The organism is Streptococcus oralis (genome assembly GCF_003942585.1).
GTDB classification, from domain to species: Bacteria; Bacillota; Bacilli; order Lactobacillales; family Streptococcaceae; genus Streptococcus; species Streptococcus oralis_BE.
Window position 1 is genome coordinate 560,033 of sequence record NZ_RJNK01000001.1, and the last position, 16,700, is coordinate 576,732.

General features: G+C 43.4%; 20 protein-coding genes. 2 read left to right on the top strand and 18 right to left on the bottom strand.

All coding sequences use genetic code 11. From position 1 onward, the window contains the following. Position 1 precedes the first annotated feature (1 nt). The 4 genes from D8862_RS02885 to cdaA form a co-directional block, all read right to left on the bottom strand. Entirely contained in the window at positions 2-376 is a 375-nt protein-coding gene (locus tag D8862_RS02885) for a DUF1149 family protein (protein WP_001050090.1), read from the bottom strand. 73 nt (positions 377-449) lie between these two features. Then, positions 450-1,802, bottom strand: coding sequence for a phosphoglucosamine mutase (gene glmM, locus D8862_RS02890; protein WP_125448623.1), 1,353 nt, complete (start codon positions 1,800-1,802; stop codon positions 450-452). A 28-nt stretch (positions 1,803-1,830) separates the two neighbouring features. Then, the gene (locus D8862_RS02895; RefSeq protein WP_125448624.1) at positions 1,831-2,613 is read right to left on the bottom strand and encodes a CdaR family protein; all 783 of its coding nucleotides are present in this window, start codon (positions 2,611-2,613) and stop codon (positions 1,831-1,833) included. Further along, positions 2,600-3,457, bottom strand: a complete 858-nt coding sequence (cdaA, locus tag D8862_RS02900; RefSeq protein ID WP_084974910.1) for a diadenylate cyclase CdaA — start codon at positions 3,455-3,457, stop codon at positions 2,600-2,602. Before cdaA ends, D8862_RS02895 begins: the two co-directional genes overlap by 14 nt. Before the next feature lie 136 nt (positions 3,458-3,593). Between cdaA and D8862_RS02910 the strand changes: the two genes are divergently transcribed. Further along, positions 3,594-4,562, top strand: a complete 969-nt coding sequence (locus tag D8862_RS02910) for an NAD(P)/FAD-dependent oxidoreductase (protein WP_125448625.1) — start codon at positions 3,594-3,596, stop codon at positions 4,560-4,562. A gap of 31 nt (positions 4,563-4,593) precedes the next feature. Here D8862_RS02910 and whiA read toward each other — a convergent pair whose 3' ends face one another. From whiA to D8862_RS02960, 9 genes are all read right to left on the bottom strand, one after another. Then, entirely contained in the window at positions 4,594-5,505 is a 912-nt protein-coding gene (gene whiA, locus D8862_RS02915) for a DNA-binding protein WhiA (RefSeq protein WP_000011268.1), read from the bottom strand. Next, positions 5,502-6,479, bottom strand: a complete 978-nt coding sequence (locus D8862_RS02920) for a YvcK family protein (RefSeq protein ID WP_001231058.1) — start codon at positions 6,477-6,479, stop codon at positions 5,502-5,504. Before D8862_RS02920 ends, whiA begins: the two co-directional genes overlap by 4 nt. Then, positions 6,476-7,366 carry an RNase adapter RapZ gene (gene rapZ, locus D8862_RS02925; RefSeq protein ID WP_000163039.1) on the bottom strand — a complete coding sequence of 297 codons (891 nt, stop codon included), beginning with the start codon at positions 7,364-7,366 and terminating at the stop codon, positions 6,476-6,478. Before rapZ ends, D8862_RS02920 begins: the two co-directional genes overlap by 4 nt. A 51-nt stretch (positions 7,367-7,417) precedes the next feature. Continuing rightward, positions 7,418-7,798 carry a RidA family protein gene (locus tag D8862_RS02930; RefSeq protein WP_001140417.1) on the bottom strand — a complete coding sequence of 127 codons (381 nt, stop codon included), beginning with the start codon at positions 7,796-7,798 and terminating at the stop codon, positions 7,418-7,420. 9 nt (positions 7,799-7,807) lie between these two features. Continuing rightward, positions 7,808-8,395 (bottom strand): ribosome biogenesis GTP-binding protein YihA/YsxC, encoded by a 588-nt coding sequence (yihA, locus tag D8862_RS02935; RefSeq protein ID WP_125448626.1) that lies wholly within the window; start codon positions 8,393-8,395, stop codon positions 7,808-7,810. Positions 8,396-8,403: 8 nt separating this feature from the next. Further along, positions 8,404-9,636, bottom strand: coding sequence for an ATP-dependent Clp protease ATP-binding subunit ClpX (clpX, locus tag D8862_RS02940; protein ID WP_002874765.1), 1,233 nt, complete (start codon positions 9,634-9,636; stop codon positions 8,404-8,406). 201 nt (positions 9,637-9,837) lie between these two features. Continuing rightward, positions 9,838-10,344 carry a dihydrofolate reductase gene (locus D8862_RS02950; RefSeq protein ID WP_125448627.1) on the bottom strand — a complete coding sequence of 169 codons (507 nt, stop codon included), beginning with the start codon at positions 10,342-10,344 and terminating at the stop codon, positions 9,838-9,840. 118 nt (positions 10,345-10,462) lie between these two features. Then, a complete protein-coding gene (gene cmk, locus D8862_RS02955; protein WP_125448628.1) occupies positions 10,463-11,137 on the bottom strand; it encodes a (d)CMP kinase in 675 nt (224 codons plus the stop codon). A gap of 9 nt (positions 11,138-11,146) precedes the next feature. Then, positions 11,147-11,653 carry an SAG1386/EF1546 family surface-associated protein gene (locus tag D8862_RS02960; RefSeq protein ID WP_125448629.1) on the bottom strand — a complete coding sequence of 169 codons (507 nt, stop codon included), beginning with the start codon at positions 11,651-11,653 and terminating at the stop codon, positions 11,147-11,149. Between the two features lie 45 nt (positions 11,654-11,698). Between D8862_RS02960 and D8862_RS02965 the strand changes: the two genes are divergently transcribed. Then, on the top strand, positions 11,699-11,902 hold the full coding sequence (locus D8862_RS02965) for a ferredoxin (protein WP_162278996.1): 204 nt from the start codon (positions 11,699-11,701) through the stop codon (positions 11,900-11,902). Positions 11,903-11,984: 82 nt separating this feature from the next. Here D8862_RS02965 and D8862_RS02970 read toward each other — a convergent pair whose 3' ends face one another. From D8862_RS02970 to D8862_RS02990, 5 genes are all read right to left on the bottom strand, one after another. Beyond that, positions 11,985-12,968, bottom strand: a complete 984-nt coding sequence (locus D8862_RS02970) for a glycosyltransferase family 2 protein (RefSeq protein ID WP_185760830.1) — start codon at positions 12,966-12,968, stop codon at positions 11,985-11,987. Next, positions 12,952-13,971: a UDP-glucose 4-epimerase GalE gene (gene galE / locus D8862_RS02975; RefSeq protein WP_125448631.1), complete on the bottom strand. Its 1,020-nt coding sequence runs from the start codon at positions 13,969-13,971 to the stop codon at positions 12,952-12,954. The genes D8862_RS02970 and galE overlap by 17 nt, the downstream gene beginning before the upstream one ends. 102 nt (positions 13,972-14,073) lie before the next feature. Continuing rightward, positions 14,074-15,177 carry an NAD(P)/FAD-dependent oxidoreductase gene (locus D8862_RS02980; protein WP_185760823.1) on the bottom strand — a complete coding sequence of 368 codons (1,104 nt, stop codon included), beginning with the start codon at positions 15,175-15,177 and terminating at the stop codon, positions 14,074-14,076. 16 nt (positions 15,178-15,193) lie between these two features. Continuing rightward, on the bottom strand, positions 15,194-15,991 hold the full coding sequence (locus tag D8862_RS02985) for a Nif3-like dinuclear metal center hexameric protein (RefSeq protein ID WP_125448633.1): 798 nt from the start codon (positions 15,989-15,991) through the stop codon (positions 15,194-15,196). Next, positions 15,978-16,655, bottom strand: a complete 678-nt coding sequence (locus tag D8862_RS02990) for a tRNA (adenine(22)-N(1))-methyltransferase (RefSeq protein ID WP_125448634.1) — start codon at positions 16,653-16,655, stop codon at positions 15,978-15,980. Before D8862_RS02990 ends, D8862_RS02985 begins: the two co-directional genes overlap by 14 nt. Between the last annotated feature and the right edge of the window lie 45 nt (positions 16,656-16,700).

A 16,700-nucleotide genomic window follows, 5' to 3' on the forward strand; every position in this document is an offset into this window, starting at 1 on the left:
ACTAAAACTCCAAATTGATCCCTGGAAGATCCAGGGCGATTTCTGTTACTTCATACGTCAAACGGTTGAGCATGTTCAAGCATGGACGTGCCAAGTTTTCAACTTCTTCTTGGTTAAATTCGCTTGGTTCGTTGACAATGCGGCCTTCCACATGGTTCACTTGGGAAATCGTTCCGCTGATGACAAATTTGTCAAAGACAATCATGAAACTCAAGATAACGACAAGCGAAGTCACTTGATTTTCTTGGTCATGTTGGAGCAACTGAAAGTTCACGTCTACCTTAGTTTCAGGAGCACCATTTTCGTTTTCCCATTCAAAGTTACGAGCATCAAAGTGATACTGGCTAACAAATTCTTGTTCTCGTTTAAGATTCATTTTTCTCTCCCATTGCTACAATTTACTATGCAATTGTACCACATTTTTATCATTTCATCTAGTTTTCTAGGATTTAGTCAATTCCGATTTCATCTTTAACAACAGCAGCAATCTTATCTACGTAGTAGTTAACTTCTTCTGTCGTAGGAGCTTCCGCCATGACACGCAAGAGGGGTTCTGTTCCACTTGGGCGGACAAGGATACGACCATTCCCTGCCATCTCTTCTTCCATCTTTTCGATAATTGTCTTAATGGCTGGTACTTCCATGGCTTTTTCTTTCATGGCATTTTCCACTCGGATATTGACCAGTTTTTGTGGGTAAATCGTCACTTCTGATGCTAGTTGAGACAAGCTCTTGCCTGTTTCTTTCATGATTTTAGTCAATTGAACAGCTGATAATTGACCATCACCTGTTGTATTATAATCCATCAAGATAACGTGACCAGACTGTTCACCACCAAGATTGTAGCCTGATTTTCTCATTTCTTCGACGACATAGCGGTCACCAACTGCAGTGACTGCCTTATTAATGCCTGCGCTGTCCAAGGCCTTATGGAAACCAAGGTTAGACATAACGGTTGTTACGATAGTATTTTGGGCTAACTGGCCTTTTTCAGAAAGGTATTTCCCGATGATATACATGATCTTATCACCATCAACGATGTCGCCATTTTCATCAACGGCAATCAAGCGGTCACTGTCTCCGTCAAAGGCCAAACCAATAGCTGACTGGCTTTCTTTAACCACTTCTTGAAGAGCTTCTGGGTGTGTAGAACCCACATTCAAGTTGATATTAAGACCATCTGGTGTCTCACCGATAACTGTCAACTGAGCACCAAGATCAGCGAAAATCTGACGGGCACTTGTAGACGCTGCACCGTTTGCTGTGTCCAAGGCCACTTTCATTCCCTCAAGAGGAGCTCCAGTTGAAACAAGGTAGCCTTCATACTTGCGTAAACCTTCAGGATAGTCCACCAATGTTCCCAAGCCTTCCGCACTTGGACGAGGAAGAGTGTCTTCTGTAGCATCTAGCAAGGCTTCGATTTCTGCTTCTTTGTCGTCATCAAGTTTGAAGCCATCCCCACCAAAGAATTTAATTCCATTATCAAGGGCTGGGTTGTGGCTAGCGGAAATCATTACACCTGCACTGGCTCCCTCAGTTTTGACCAAGTATGCTACTGCTGGTGTTGCAAGGACACCGAGTTTGTAGACATGAATCCCTACAGAGAGAAGACCTGCCACCAAGGCAGATTCTAGCATTTCTCCTGAGATACGTGTATCACGTCCTACAAAGACTTTAGGGGCTTCCGTTTCGTGTTGACTGAGAACATAACCACCAAAACGTCCCAATTTAAAGGCCAATTCTGGCGTCAGTTCTACGTTTGCTTCTCCACGGACTCCATCAGTCCCAAAATATTTACCCATTTTATTTATCATCCTTTTCTATTATTTATTATTGTTTAGACGAATCTGATTTCGTTTCTGAACTCGTTGAAGACGAACTGCCCTCTGAGGAACTTGTTGACGAGTTACTCGAACTAGGCGCTGCTGTTTTTGTTGTAATTTTCATAGTCGTGTCAAATGGCATAATAACGCTTGGTAAGACATTTCCATTTTTATCAACTGCTTGAAGAGGAACAGAAGCCGAGTAGTTGCCTGTTATCCGTTCACTCGTCGGTAAGATGGCAATGACACGATCTACTTTGGAGAGGGTTTCCTCATCACTAATAACCGTTACTTTTTCATCTGACACAGTAACTGTATCGATTTTCACACGAGAATCAATCTGGCTAGGATCAATCTCTGGCACAACGATTACATTGCCTCGTTTTGCTTTTTTACCGACCTTCACTGTTATCTTTTGCGGTGTTGCAACAGCGGTCAAACCACTTGGTAGATTTTCTATGTTTAGAGGAACTTCGATGGTCCCTACACTGGCATTGGTTAAGTCAGCTGTCACCTTGAATTTACGCGTACTTTCCTGCATTTCGCTTGCCAAAGCAACTCGATTGGAACCTGTCAAGAAAACCGTTACTTCTGACGTAAAGCCACTAATAAAGTACTGATCACTATCATAGTGGATATCAATTGGTACATTGAGCACCGTATTGGTATAGGTTTCAGTTCGTACCTGTCTAGCACTATTATTATTCTGATAGTTTGTAGAAGTCGCATAGATAAAGAGGATGCAAGCGAAAAAGAAGGAAGAAATAATATAAAGACTATTTTTTCTCATGTTTCAATCCTCCTAACAAGCGCTCTTTCAGACCATGTTTTTCCTCTGATGTTGGAAGCAGAATTCTTCTCAGTTCAGATTCAAACTCTTCCAAGGTCAAATCGTGCTTAAAGACTCCATTATAGGTGATTGAGATTCCACCCGTTTCTTCCGAAACCACAAAGGTAAGAGCATCTGACACTTCCGATAAACCAATCGCCGCCCTGTGACGCGTTCCAAACTCCTTGGAAATCTCTGTATTTTCAGTTAGTGGCAAGTAGGCTGAAGTAACAGCAATCCGATCTTCTCGGATAATGACCGCTCCATCGTGCAAGGGAGTGTTAGGAATAAAAATGTTGATGAGCAATTCAGCTGAAATCTTGGCATCTAGGGGAATCCCCGTCGATATGTATTCCTGTAAGGTTCTCACTCGTTGAACTGCTACCAGCGCACCAATTTTACGCGGACTCATGTACTCGACTGATTTGACAAAGGCACGAATCATCTGCTCTTCTGCACTAATCGGAGCATTGGAAAAGAAATCCGTTGCCCGACCTAACCGCTCTAGACCTGTCCGAATCTCTGGTGAAAAGATGACTACTGCTGCAATGACCCCGTAGGTGATGATTTGATTGATCAACCATGAAATGGTCGTTAAACCAATCATATTGGACAGAATTTGAGCTAGAATGAAGACCAAAACTCCCCGCACCAAGATCATGATTTTAGTACCTGCAATGGCCTTTGTAAAATGATACAAAATATAAGTCACAATCAAAATATCAATCAGATTGATGACTATAGTCCAAGGGCTTGAAAACAAACTCGTCCAGTACTGTAAGTTGGAAAATTGCTGAAAATTCATCCCTGGTTCCCTCCCTATCAAAACACGTTCCGTCCTATTATACCATTTTCTAACAATTTTTTCCCTATCCCACTTCATTTTAATTTGATTAAAAATATGATAAAATAAACTGACTAGAAAAAGCGAAGGAGAAATCATGTCTCAACTCTATGATATTACCATTGTAGGTGGCGGTCCTGTCGGCCTCTTTGCTGCCTTTTACGCCCACCTACGCCAAGCTAAAGTCCAAATCATCGACTCCCTTCCCCAGCTCGGTGGTCAGCCTGCCATCCTTTATCCTGAAAAGCAAATCCTTGACGTGCCAGGTTTCTCAAACCTTACTGGAGAAGAGTTAACCAATCGCTTGATTGAGCAGCTAAACGGCTTTGAAACACCTGTTCACCTCAACGAAACCGTTCTTGAAATCGAGAAACAAGATCAAGGATTTACCATTACAACCAACAAGGGAAACCACCTGACTAAAACCGTCATCATTGCTATGGGTGGTGGCGCCTTTAAACCACGACCACTCGAATTAGAAGGTGTTGAGAATTATGAAAACATCCACTACCACGTTTCCAACATTCAGCAATATGCTGGCAAGAAAGTGACCATCCTTGGTGGTGGGGACTCAGCAGTAGACTGGGCTCTAGCTTTTGAAAAAATTGCGCCAACTACCCTTGTTCACCGCAGAGATAACTTCCGCGCCTTGGAACACAGTGTACAAGCCTTACAAGAATCATCTGTAACTATCAAGACACCGTTTGTCCCTAGCCAACTTCTTGGAGATGGAAAAACACTCGATAAACTGGAAATCACCAAAGTCAAATCAGATGAAACCGAAACTATCGAAGTAGACCATCTTTTTGTCAACTATGGTTTCAAATCATCTGTTGGTAATCTTAAAAATTGGGGTCTGGACCTCAACCGTCACAAAATTATCGTCAACAGCAAGCAAGAATCCAGCCAAGAGGGGATTTACGCCATTGGGGACTGTTGCTACTATGATGGTAAGATTGACTTGATCGCTACAGGACTGGGTGAAGCTCCAACAGCTGTTAACAATGCCATTAACTACATCGACCCTGAACAAAAAGTTCAACCCAAACACTCAACAAGTCTATAAAAAACAACCACGGATAAAATAATCCGTGGTTTTATAATTCATCAGCAATCTTGTTGATTTTTCGGAGTCTGTGGTTGACACCACTTTTGGTCAGGGGATTGCTCAGGCTATCTGCCAACTGCTGGATAGAGTAGTCTGGGTGCTGGATTCGCAAGCGAGCTACCTCTTGCAAATCCACGGGTAAATTTTCCAAGCCCATTCTATCTTTGATTTTACTGATATTATTGATAGTCTTCATGCTGGCAGAAACTGTCCGAGCGATATTGGCTGTTTCAGCGTTATTGGCTCGATTGAGATCGTTACGGGTTTCACGCAAAATCTTGACACGCTCAAAATTATCACGCGCCTGCATAGCCCCAATCACAATCAAGAAATCCATGATGTCTTCTGCACGTTGGAGATAGGTAACTGCACCTTTCTTTCGCTCAATAACCTTTGCATCCAGCAAAAACTGCTGGAGGAGAGAGGCCAGTCCCTGGGCATGGTCCAGATAAACGGAACTGATCTCCAACTGGTACTTGCCAGACTCCGGATCACGGATGCTGCCATTTGCCAGAAAGGCCCCACATAAGTAAGCACGACCAGCTTCTTCATCTGCTAAAATATCAGGATCAATACCTGTCTCCAAACCAAAGAAGGAATCCGCAAGCCGCAAATCAGCTAAAAGCTCCTGCACTCTCTCATCGGTATAGACCGTATAGACACGATTCTTGCGAAGATTGCTTCTCTGATGGTGTCGAATCTCTGACTTGATATCATAAAAATGGAGAAAGGATTCATAAAGGTGACGAGCTAACTTGGCATTTTCAGTCACGACAGACAAGGTCAGGCCAGAAGTCGAGAGACCAATACTGCCAGACATCTTGATGATGGCAGACAATTCATGACGACTGAGATGGTGTTGACCAAGAATTTCCTCTTTTACTGCAACTGTAAAACTCATTTTCTCACCTGTATGATGCGCATCAATTCGTCTACAATCAAATCCCCATCATGGAAGGCTCCTCCATTTTCTAAACGAAGGAAGTTGGATGAAATCACACGAGGAACCTGCTTACAAAGACCAGCAAAGTCATGCTCTACCTGAACCAAATATTCATCAAAACGGTTGGTATCCATGTATTCTCTAGGAACCTTTTCGATATTGACCAAGACCGTGTCGATAAAAGGCCGACCTAAGTGTCGATGGAGGACTTCCACGTGGTCACTGTCTGAAAAGTGCTCTGTTTCCCCACGCTGGGTCATGATATTGCAGACATAGGCGATCTCCGCTTTGGTCTCTAGGAGAGCCTGCCCAATCTCCTCAATGACAATATTTGGCAAAATCGATGTAAAGAGGGAACCAGGCCCCAAGACGATCATGTCACTCTCGAGAATAGTATTGACTACTCGACGGCTGGCTTGTGGTGTTTCATCATCCAAGGTATTGGTCACATAGACATGGTCGATCATACCTGGATGATCTGCAATGTGGCTCTCACCTGCCACCTCAGAACCGTCTTTAAAGACTGCATGCAGTGTCAAAGGCTGATCGCTTGAGGGGTAGATTTTTCCTGTTGTGTGAAAAAACTTACTGAGTAATTGCATGGCATTGTAGGTAGATCCTTGCATTTCAGAGAGTCCTGCTATGATGATATTCCCCAGCGGATGACCCGCAAAAGCTCCAGCCTCTTCTGAGAAACGGTACTGAAAAACCTTTTCATAAAACTTAGGCATATCTGACATGGCTACCAGAACATTACGAAGATCACCTGGTGGTGTCAGCTGTTGGATATTCTTTCTTAGCTCACCAGAAGATCCACCATCATCAGCTACCGTTACGATGGCTGCGATATCAACATCCTTTTCTCGCAAGCTTTTCAAAATGACGGGGATACCAGTTCCTCCACCAATCACCGTTATCTTTGGTTTTCTCATGAACGGTTTACCGTTTCCTTTCTTCTGTCTTTGTCACGATGGCTTTCATTGACAGGCCAATTTTTAGCAAGGTCCTCAGCTATGCGCTTGGCAAAGGCAACACTACGGTGTTGTCCACCTGTACATCCTACTGCAATGGTTAAAACAGACTTGCCTTCTTTTTTGTAACTTGGCAAAATGGGCTCAATCAAGGCGAGTAAGTGCTGATAGAAACTTTCAGACTCTTCATGATTCATCACATAGTCATAAACTGCTTGATCCTCACCTGTCTGATTACGGAGTTCAGGGAGGTAGTATGGATTTGGCAAGAAACGGACATCAAAAACCAAGTCTGCATCAATAGGGATACCATACTTGAATCCAAAAGACATGACCTCGATACGGAAAGACTGGGCTTGCTCTTGATCCGAAAACTGCTCTGCAATGGTTTTACGCAGTTCACGCGGAGTGAGTTCTGTCGTATCCACCACATTTTGACTCATGTTTTTCAAAGGTGCCAAGAGTTCACGTTCCAGCTTGATGCCATCTAAAATCCGACCATCAGCAGCTAGAGGGTGACTTCTTCTAGTTTCCTTATAGCGTGCCACCAATTCCTTATCTGCTGCGTCTAAAAAGAGGATTTTGAAGTCCAAATCGTCTTGGTTTTCCAATTCATCCAAAACAGCCTGAATCTCTGAAAAGAAGGAACGGCTCCGCATATCCACTACCAAGGCCAGTTTATGATCATCATCTTTAGTTTCAACCAACTGCAAAAACTTTGGTAAGAGGGCTGGCGGCATATTGTCAATGGTGAAATATCCCAAATCTTCGAAGGACTGAATGGCTACCGTTTTCCCTGCGCCACTCATCCCTGTCACAATCACCAGGTGAAGTTGTTTTTTTGTCATCTATCTCTCCTTATATCAAAAAAAGTTTGGCAGAGCCAAACTTCAACTAGCTTATCCAATCTCTGCGATCACTTCAATTTCGACTTTTACATCACGAGGAAGACGTGCAACCTCTACAGCTGAACGAGCTGGAAATTCCTCTTTAAAGGCCGTTTGGTAAACCTCGTTAAAAGGAACAAAGTCATTCATATCGCTCAAGAAGCAAGTTGTTTTGACAACATGGTCAAAGTCTGTTCCTGCTTCTGCCAAAATAGCAGCAATATTTTTCAAAACTTGTTCTGTCTGTTCTTGGATGGTCTCTCCTACAATTTCTCCAGTTTCAGGAGATAGGGGAACTTGACCGCTAGCAAACAAAAGATTGCCAACGATTTTCCCTTGAACATAAGGTCCGATTGCTTTTGGAGCTTTGTCTGTATGAATTGTTTTTGCCATTTCTTTCCCTCACAATTTTTCTAATATTGCGTCCCAAGCCTGATCCATCCCTGCCTTGCTAACAGATGAAAAGAGGATGAAGTCGTCACTTGGATCAAAGTTTAGTTTCTTTTTGATTGCTGATTCATGCTTGTTCCACTTACCACGAGGAATCTTATCTGCCTTAGTCGCAACGATGATAACCGGAATCTCATAATACTTGAGAAATTCGTACATCTGCACATCATCTGCTGACGGGTCGTGACGGAGATCCACCAGACTGACCACGGCACGGAGATTTCCCCGAGTGGTCAAATACTCCTCAATCATGCACCCCCACTTTTCACGCTCTTTTTTGGAAACGCGGGCATAGCCATAGCCTGGTACATCCACAAAGCGCATCTTGTCATCAATGTTAAAGAAGTTGAGCAACTGGGTCTTCCCAGGTTTTCCTGATGTACGAGCAAGATTTTTGCGGTTCAACATGGTGTTGATAAAGCTAGACTTGCCGACATTTGAACGCCCTGCAAGGGCAATCTCTGGCAGTTCATCCTGCGGATAGTGGGACTTGTTTGCCGCACTGAGCAGGATTTCAGCATTGTGTGTATTGATTTCCATAGTCACCTCTAGGCTGTTTCTAGGATGGGTTTTTCCGTTCCATCGACAGCTTCTTTTGTGATGCGGACCAATTTCACATTTTCTTGACTTGGCACTTCAAACATAACATCTAGCATGGTTTCTTCGATGATTGAGCGAAGACCACGCGCACCTGTCTTGCGTTCGATGGCTTTATTGGCGATTTCCTGAAGGGCTTCGTCGTCAAATTCCAACTCAACATCATCATAAGAAAGCAAGGTTTGGTATTGTTTGACCAAGGCATTTCTTGGTTCTTTCAAGATACGAACCAAGTCATCGACCGTTAATTGCTCAAGAGCTGCAAAGACAGGCAAGCGCCCAATCAACTCAGGGATAATCCCAAATTTTTGAATGTCTTCTGCAATGATTTCTTGCATGTAGGAGCTGTTTTCGTCAATCGCCTTGTTATTTTGGCCAAAACCGATGACTTTTTCTCCCAGACGTTGTTTAACGATTTCTTCGATGCCATCAAAAGCACCACCCACGATGAAGAGGATATTCTTGGTATCCACCTGAATCATCTCTTGTTGTGGATGTTTGCGTCCTCCTTGAGGCGGCACGCTAGCGACAGTTCCCTCGATAATCTTGAGAAGGGCTTGTTGCACTCCTTCACCCGAAACGTCACGTGTGATAGACACATTCTCGCTTTTCTTGGCAATTTTGTCAATTTCATCTACATAGATAATCCCACGTTCTGCACGTTCGATGTTAAAGTCAGCAGCCTGCAAGAGTTTGAGGAGGATATTTTCCACGTCCTCACCCACATACCCAGCCTCAGTCAGAGCTGTCGCATCTGCAATGGCAAAAGGCACGTTCAAGCTCTTAGCCAAAGTCTGAGCCAAGAAAGTTTTTCCTGAACCAGTTGGACCAATCATCAAGATGTTTGACTTCTGCAAATCCACATCTTCTGACTCTTCACGCGTATCGTGGAAATTGATGCGTTTGTAGTGATTGTATACAGCCACTGCCAAGGCACGTTTGGCACGATCTTGACCAATCACATAGTGGTTCAAGATATTGAGGAGTTCGATTGGTTTTGGTACTTCAGACAAGTCTGCTAAGACTTCCTCAGCTAACTCCTCCCGAATGATTTCCTGGGCCAACTCTACACATTCATTACAGATAAAGGCGTTGTTCCCAGCGATTATTTTCTTTACTTCTTCTTGGCTTTTGCCACAAAATGAGCAATAAACCATCATATCATTTTTCCTATTTGTAGGCATGATTTTCTTCCATTCTAATTTATCATTCTATCTAAAATAAGGTCATATAAAAAGCGTGGACACTGTTCACCAGATTGGTAAAAGCATTCAACCAGAGTAAGGCAGACAGTCCATAGCGCTTCTTACGAAAAGCCTGTGCTCCAGTCAAAATACAGATTACACACAAAAAAGCTGTGAAAAATCCAAATATACTGCGCTCCATTAGACTTCCTTTCTATCTCTGTATTCGATGGTGAAATCATAGTCGTTTTTCTCATCTTGGGCATAAGATTTGCTTGCGACTGTCTCAAAAAGAGACAAGTCAAAATCCTCAGGGAAATAGGTGTCCCCCTCCACCTGAGCATGAATCTGTGTCACGATGATTTCATCTAAATAGGGCTCAAAAGCCTGAAAAATCTGTTTCCCACCAATGATATAGAGATTTTTTTCCTGACTCTGATACCACGCTAAAACAGACTCCACATCTTGAAACACAAGCGCTCCATCCACGACTTCGTCACTGTTTCGTGTCAAAATCAAGGTTTGGCGTTTGGGAAGCAGACGACGCCCCATTCCATCAAAAGTCACTCGTCCCATCAAGATGGCGTGGTTCAAAGTTGTTTCCTTAAAATGTTGTAATTCTGCTGGCAAATGCCAAGGAAGACGGTCTTCTTTGCCAATCACACCTTTTTCATCTTGGGCCCAAATGGCTACGATTTTCTTTGTCATGCTTCCATCCTTTTCATTGATACTACTATTTTATCAAAAATCTCCCAAAAAGACTGTTTTCAAATGCTCCCCAAAGAGAGAAAAGAAGCAGGCTATCCTTAGCCTGCTTCACTTGTCACTAGGACATGCGTTTTTTTGCTTCTGATTTAATTTTTTCGACCACTTCTTGGATACTTAATCCAGTTGTGTCAAGGTAAACTGCATCCTCTGCCTGTTTAAGAGGCGAGGTTTCGCGATGACTATCTTTGTAATCACGTGCCGCAATCTCTTCTTTCAGCGTTTCCAAGTCAGTCTCAATCCCTTTAGCAATATTTTCCTTGTAACGTCGTTCTGCTCTTTCTTCAACAGAAGCCACTAGAAAAATCTTGAGTTCAGCTTGTGGTAAAACAACTGTCCCGATATCACGCCCATCCATGACGATACCACCTTGCTGAGCAATCTCCTGTTGGAGAGAAACCAGTTTCTCACGTACTTCAGGAATAGCAGCAATGCTTGAAACCTTGTTGGTCACTTCATTTTCACGAATCGGATGAGTAATATCAACATCCCCTACAAAAACAAGTTGTTCGCCTGCCTCCGAACGTCCAAAACTAATAGGGTGTTGGTTAAGAAGCTCAAGAAGTTGGTCTACATTTCCTGCATCCAACTGGTGTTTGAGTGCTATATAAGTTGCAGCACGGTACATAGCGCCCGTATCGAGATAAGTATAACCAAAATCCTTGGCAACAATCTTTGCAACCGTACTCTTACCGCTGGAAGCAGGACCATCAATAGCAATTTGAATTGTCTTCATTCCCGACTCCTATCTTGTCTTGATGACATCACCTGGATTGGCAAACCAAGATCCAGATGACATATGAGAAGGATTTAACGCTTCCAACTGGGCAATGGAAATCCCTGCACGCTGAGCAAGAGCTGCCTCACCCTCTCCAGGATGCACTGTGAGTGTTCCCTCTCCTTCTGTGTGCTCTTCTGAACTGCTCTCTGAAGGAGTTGTTTCAGAAGAAGATGTTTCTTCTACCTTGCTACTTGAAGATGACGATGCTTCTACTTTAGAACTTGAACTTGTAGAAGGAGACGATGTATCATAGAAGTCCTTCAAAGATGAAGTACGATTGCTTCCTCCGGTTGATAGGTAAATCAATACAACCACCATCACTACAACGACTACAAAAAAGAGGCTGGCTAGAACTGTTAAGACACGATTGGCAACAGCGCCCTTTCCTTTTTGTTTACGGCGACGACGCTCTGTTCTTGATTCTTCCTCACTATTTTCATAGATATCTTCTTGCCATGGTTCCTTTGCCATACCTTACTCCTTGTATTTTTTAAACTTTCTTATTACAATATAAATATGAAACTCACACTTATACCTGAACGGTGCATCGCCTGCGGGCTTTGCCAAACCTATTCTGAACTCTTTGATTACCATGATAATGGAATCGTTCGATTTTGCGATGATCCAGTTGAATTGCAAAGAGAAATTGCTGAGAACAGCGATGTTCTAGAGGCCATCAAAAATTGTCCTACACGTGCACTTCTAAAAGACCCATCATAGTTTAAAAGGGAGATTGATTTTGTAGATTCTCTTTATCACTTTAATCCCTTCACCTACTAGTTTAGCATATTTCTAGGTAAAATTATAGTCTTTTCTGGTTATTTTTCCCTTCGAAAATAGAAAGATCACTTTTTTCTTTGACGAGATAGAGTGGTCTTTTTTTGGTCTCTAGATAAATCTTGCTGATATACTTACCGAGAATCCCAATAGTCAGGAGTTGAATCCCTCCAAGAAAGAGAATGACAGCCATCAGAGAGGTCCAGCCAGATGTCGTATTCCCTAAGATAAGGGTCCGAAACACCACAAAAACAGTCATCATAAAAGAAATAAAACAAGATAGAAGTCCCGCTACAAAGGCTATACTCAAGGGCAAATCTGAAAAGTTAAGAATCCCTTCAATCGAGTAGAAAAAGAGCTGTCTAAAACTCCAACTAGTCTTGCCAGCCTGTCGTTCAACGTTTGGATAATCAAGATAGTGCGTTTTAAAGCCCACCCAGGCAAAGAGTCCCTTAGAAAAACGATTGGACTCGGTCAAGGCTAAAATAGCATCTACCACAGACCTTCTCATCATACGAAAATCACGGACACCTGAGGGCAAGGCTACCGGGCTAATTTTTTGCATGAGGCGGTAAAAGAGGTCGGCACAGAAACTGCGGAAAAATGGTTCTCCCTCCCGACTAGTTCTCCGTGTCCCAACACAGTCTAAATCTGCATTCTGGTCTAGTAAGACTTTCATCTCAAGTAGCATACTAGGAGGATCCTGGAGGTCTGCATCCATCACGACCACTAGGTCTCCAGTCGCATGCTGCAAGCCTGCATACAGAGCCGCTTCTTTCCCAAAATTTCTCGAGAAAGAGATATAATGTACCGCAGGATTTTGTACCCGATAGGCCTTCAAAAGCTCCAAAGTGCCATCGCTTGAACCATCATCCACAAAGACATACTCGATCTCTGCTCCCAATTCTGGAAGCAGTGCTTCAACAGACTGATAAAAAAGAGGAAGTACTTCCTCTTCGTTTAGACATGGGACAATGATTGAAATCATCATCTTAGTCTTCAAATCCATTTGGATGCTTGCTTTGCCAACGCCATGCGTCTTCACACATTTGGGTGATGTCAAGTTCCGCTTCCCAACCGAGTTCTGCTTTAGCTTTTGCTGGATCTGAGTAGCAGGCAGCGATATCACCTGGGCGGCGTTCTACGATGCGGTAAGGAATAGGACGTCCCACTGCTTTTTCCATGTTTTGGATAATTTCAAGAACTGAGTAACCTTTACCAGTTCCAAGGTTATAAACATTAAGACCTGAACCTTTTTGGAGTTTTTTCAAAGCTGCAACGTGACCTTTGGCTAGGTCTACAACGTGGATATAGTCACGAACCCCGGTTCCATCTTCTGTATCGTAATCATCTCCAAAAACTTGTACTTGTTCTAGTTTGCCCACTGCCACTTGTGAAACATAAGGCAAGAGATTGTTTGGAATGCCGTTAGGATTTTCTCCCAAGTCTCCACTTTCATGCGCTCCGATTGGGTTAAAGTAACGAAGCAAGACCACATTCCATTCTGAGTCTGCCTTATAGATATCGGTCAAAATTTCCTCTAGCATGAGTTTAGTACGACCGTATGGATTGGTCACTGAAAGTGGGAAATCTTCTAAGATCGGAACTGTATGAGGATCTCCGTAAACTGTCGCAGAAGAACTGAAGATGATGTTCTTACAGTTGTTTTCTTCCATGGCTTTCAAAAGGCTGACAGTTCCAGCGATATTGTTGTCATAGTAGGCAAGAGGGATACGTGTTGATTCACCAACAGCCTTCAAACCAGCAAAGTGAATGACACCAGTCGGCTCTTCCTGCTTGAAAATATCTCTTAGGGTATCTGTGTCACGGATATCTGCCTCATAGAAAGGAATCTCAACTCCTGTAATTTTTTCAACAACTTCTAAACTCTTACGATTGCTGTTGACAAGATTATCCACAACAAGCACTTGATGACCTGCTTGGATTAACTCAATAACAGTGTGAGTTCCGATAAAACCAGCCCCACCAGTTACCAAAATCTTTTCTTGCATCTTTTTTCCCCGATTCTCAAATTATTTTTTCTTATTTTACCATTTTTGATAGGAAATGTCATTTGCCATCCTAGAGGGGAGACTAAAATTTCAGTAAAATGCTTATATGCTTTTTACCCGTTTGACATAGTTTTCAATGGGATAGTTTACTGGATCCAAGGTCAACTCCTTGTCTTGGACCAATCGGGCTAGATGGTAGCCAATAATAGGACCGGTTGTGAGGCCTGATGAACCCAGTCCACTAGCCGCATAGACACCTGATAATCCTGGCACCTGTCCAAAAAAAGGTGAGAAATCACTGGTGTAGGCACGGATTCCCACACGCTCAGCTCTTGAAGTCGCTTTAGCCAAGGCTGGGTAGTGAGGCAAGGCCGTTTCCTCCATTTGTTGGAGCAAGGTTTCATTCACTGTCAAGTCAAATCCCATGTCATTTTCATGAGTAGCTCCTAGGGACAATTTCCCACCTGCAAAAGGAATCAAATCCCACTCCCCCTCTGGCATGACAACAGGATAGGATTCCATATCTTGGGTAAGTTGATAATCTCGGAGTTGCCCCTTTTGCGGTCGAACATCCACCTCATATCCCAAAGGCTCCAGAATGTCCCCCAACCAAGCTCCCGTTGCCAAAATAACTTGATCAAACACTTCTTCACCAATCTGGTAACCTGATGATAAAGGTGTCAGACTCACTTTTTCTTTGACCAGCTTGACCTGACTGGCTTCTAACAGACAAGTCACTAAGAGGTGGCCATCCACCCGTGCCCCACCAGAAGCATAGAGCAGGCGGTCAAATCCCTGCAAGCCAGGGAATAATTCATTAGCTGAGGCTTGATCCATGATAGCTAACTGGCCTATCAAGGGAGATTCTTCTCTGCGCTGGAGGGCTAGTTGATAGAGTTCTTCCAACTTGGATTCGTCCTTTTTCAAGAGAAAAACTCCTGAGCGTTGGTAAAAGTTGATTTCCTGACCAGACTTTTCTAAATCAGCCAACAAATCCACATAAAAGTCCGCTCCCAAGCGCGCCATCTTATACCAGGCTTTATTGCGGCGTTTGGAAAACCAAGGACTGATAATTCCCGCTGCTGCCTTGGTTGCTTGACCCTGTCCATGGTCAAAAACGGTCACCTCTAGGTCGCTTTCTTTCGAGAGGTAGTAGGCAGCTGTTGCCCCTACAATCCCTGCTCCAATAATGGCAACTTTTTTCATTGTTTTCACTTTCTAACTAGATATGGTGGAAAGGATTAGTCGATGCCTGACTAGGCAAGATATCAACCGTCCAGCCCTTTTCTGACTTCCATTGAGTAAGGAGTGCTGCGATTTTTTCCACAAAAAGCACTTCTATATAGTGGCCTGGATCCAGTGCCAACAAGCCATCTGACAACATATCCTGAGCTGTGTGATAGTAGATATCCCCAGTGACATAGACATCTGCTCCCTTAGCTAAAGCATCCTTATAGAAAGATTGGCCACTACCGCCACATATGGCTACTCTTGAAATGAGCTTCTGCAAATCACTCTCTTGATAATGCACCATTCGAAGGCTATCTAGACCAAAGACTTGCTTGACATGCTGGGCAAATTCCCCAAATGTCTGAGGCTGTATATTCCCAATACGACCAATTCCACGTTCTGGGCCTGTTTCCTGAAGATAGGCCGTCTCCTCAATACCTAGCATCTGGCAGAACCAGTCATTTAGCCCGTTGTCAACGATATCAATATTTGTATGGCTGACATAAACTGCGATGTCATGCTTGATCAGGTCGATGTAAATCTGATTTTGTGGACGGCTAGCTACCAAATCCTTGATGGGACGGAAAATCGGCGCGTGCTTGACGATAATCAAGTCCACATCCTTTTCAATGGCTTCAGCCACCGTCTCTTCACGTATATCCAGAGCAACCATAACTCTTTGGATATCCTTGTCTAGAGTACCGATTTGCAGGCCACGACTATCCCCCTCCATAGAAAATTCCTGAGGGCAAAAGGCTTCATAAGCTTGTATTACTTCACTTGCTAGCATGGAGTACCTCCTTGATGGCTTGAATTTTATCTATTAGAACCTGCCTCTCTGACAGATTTTTTTCTGGGATTTGGCCAAGAGCAAATTCTAGCTTAGCTGCTTCTTTTTGCCATTTTTGGACAAAGATTGGGCTGACTTCTTTGGACAAGAAAGGACCAAAGCGAAGGTCACTTGCTGATAGCTTCATTTGTCCTGCTTCCACCACCAAGATCTCATAAAACTTACCAGCTTCTTCTAGAATGCTTTCTGCTACAATCTGAAAACCGTGGTCTTGTAGCCAGATGCGCAAGTCGTCTTCACGATTATTGGGCTGGAGAATCAAACGCTCTACATTAGCTAGCTTTTCCAAACCTTCTTCCAATATGGTCGCAATCAAACGACCACCCATGCCAGCAATGGTGATAACCGATACTTGGTCTGTCTCTTCAAAAGCTGCCAAGCCATTGGCTAAACGAACTTGAATTTTCTCCTTTAGACCGTGAGCCTCAACATTTTTTACCGCAGACTGGTAGGGACCTTCCACCACCTCACCTGCAATGGCACTTTTGATTTGGCCTCTTTCAACCAAGTCAATCGGCAGATAAGCATGGTCACTCCCCACATCAAGTAACACAGCACCTTGTGGCACAAAGGACGCAACCAATTCTAATCTCTTTGAAATCATCTTCTCTCGCTTTCCAAAACTCTATTACTTCTTATTATACCACAT

Excerpts from the sequence above, each read along its gene's own strand:
- D8862_RS02885 (WP_001050090.1), bottom strand. The coding sequence starts at position 376 with ATGAATCTTAAACGAGAACAAGAATTTGTTAGCCAGTATCACTTTGAT.
- glmM (WP_125448623.1), bottom strand. The coding sequence starts at position 1,802 with ATGGGTAAATATTTTGGGACTGATGGAGTCCGTGGAGAAGCAAACGTA.
- D8862_RS02895 (WP_125448624.1), bottom strand. The coding sequence starts at position 2,613 with ATGAGAAAAAATAGTCTTTATATTATTTCTTCCTTCTTTTTCGCTTGC.
- cdaA (WP_084974910.1), bottom strand. The coding sequence starts at position 3,457 with ATGAATTTTCAGCAATTTTCCAACTTACAGTACTGGACGAGTTTGTTT.
- D8862_RS02910 (WP_125448625.1), top strand. The coding sequence starts at position 3,594 with ATGTCTCAACTCTATGATATTACCATTGTAGGTGGCGGTCCTGTCGGC.
- whiA (WP_000011268.1), bottom strand. The coding sequence starts at position 5,505 with ATGAGTTTTACAGTTGCAGTAAAAGAGGAAATTCTTGGTCAACACCAT.
- D8862_RS02920 (WP_001231058.1), bottom strand. The coding sequence starts at position 6,479 with ATGAGAAAACCAAAGATAACGGTGATTGGTGGAGGAACTGGTATCCCC.
- rapZ (WP_000163039.1), bottom strand. The coding sequence starts at position 7,366 with ATGACAAAAAAACAACTTCACCTGGTGATTGTGACAGGGATGAGTGGC.
- D8862_RS02930 (WP_001140417.1), bottom strand. The coding sequence starts at position 7,798 with ATGGCAAAAACAATTCATACAGACAAAGCTCCAAAAGCAATCGGACCT.
- yihA (WP_125448626.1), bottom strand. The coding sequence starts at position 8,395 with ATGGAAATCAATACACACAATGCTGAAATCCTGCTCAGTGCGGCAAAC.
- clpX (WP_002874765.1), bottom strand. The coding sequence starts at position 9,636 with ATGCCTACAAATAGGAAAAATGATATGATGGTTTATTGCTCATTTTGT.
- D8862_RS02950 (WP_125448627.1), bottom strand. The coding sequence starts at position 10,344 with ATGACAAAGAAAATCGTAGCCATTTGGGCCCAAGATGAAAAAGGTGTG.
- cmk (WP_125448628.1), bottom strand. The coding sequence starts at position 11,137 with ATGAAGACAATTCAAATTGCTATTGATGGTCCTGCTTCCAGCGGTAAG.
- D8862_RS02960 (WP_125448629.1), bottom strand. The coding sequence starts at position 11,653 with ATGGCAAAGGAACCATGGCAAGAAGATATCTATGAAAATAGTGAGGAA.
- D8862_RS02965 (WP_162278996.1), top strand. The coding sequence starts at position 11,699 with ATGAAACTCACACTTATACCTGAACGGTGCATCGCCTGCGGGCTTTGC.
- D8862_RS02970 (WP_185760830.1), bottom strand. The coding sequence starts at position 12,968 with ATGGATTTGAAGACTAAGATGATGATTTCAATCATTGTCCCATGTCTA.
- galE (WP_125448631.1), bottom strand. The coding sequence starts at position 13,971 with ATGCAAGAAAAGATTTTGGTAACTGGTGGGGCTGGTTTTATCGGAACT.
- D8862_RS02980 (WP_185760823.1), bottom strand. The coding sequence starts at position 15,177 with ATGAAAAAAGTTGCCATTATTGGAGCAGGGATTGTAGGGGCAACAGCT.
- D8862_RS02985 (WP_125448633.1), bottom strand. The coding sequence starts at position 15,991 with ATGCTAGCAAGTGAAGTAATACAAGCTTATGAAGCCTTTTGCCCTCAG.
- D8862_RS02990 (WP_125448634.1), bottom strand. The coding sequence starts at position 16,655 with ATGATTTCAAAGAGATTAGAATTGGTTGCGTCCTTTGTGCCACAAGGT.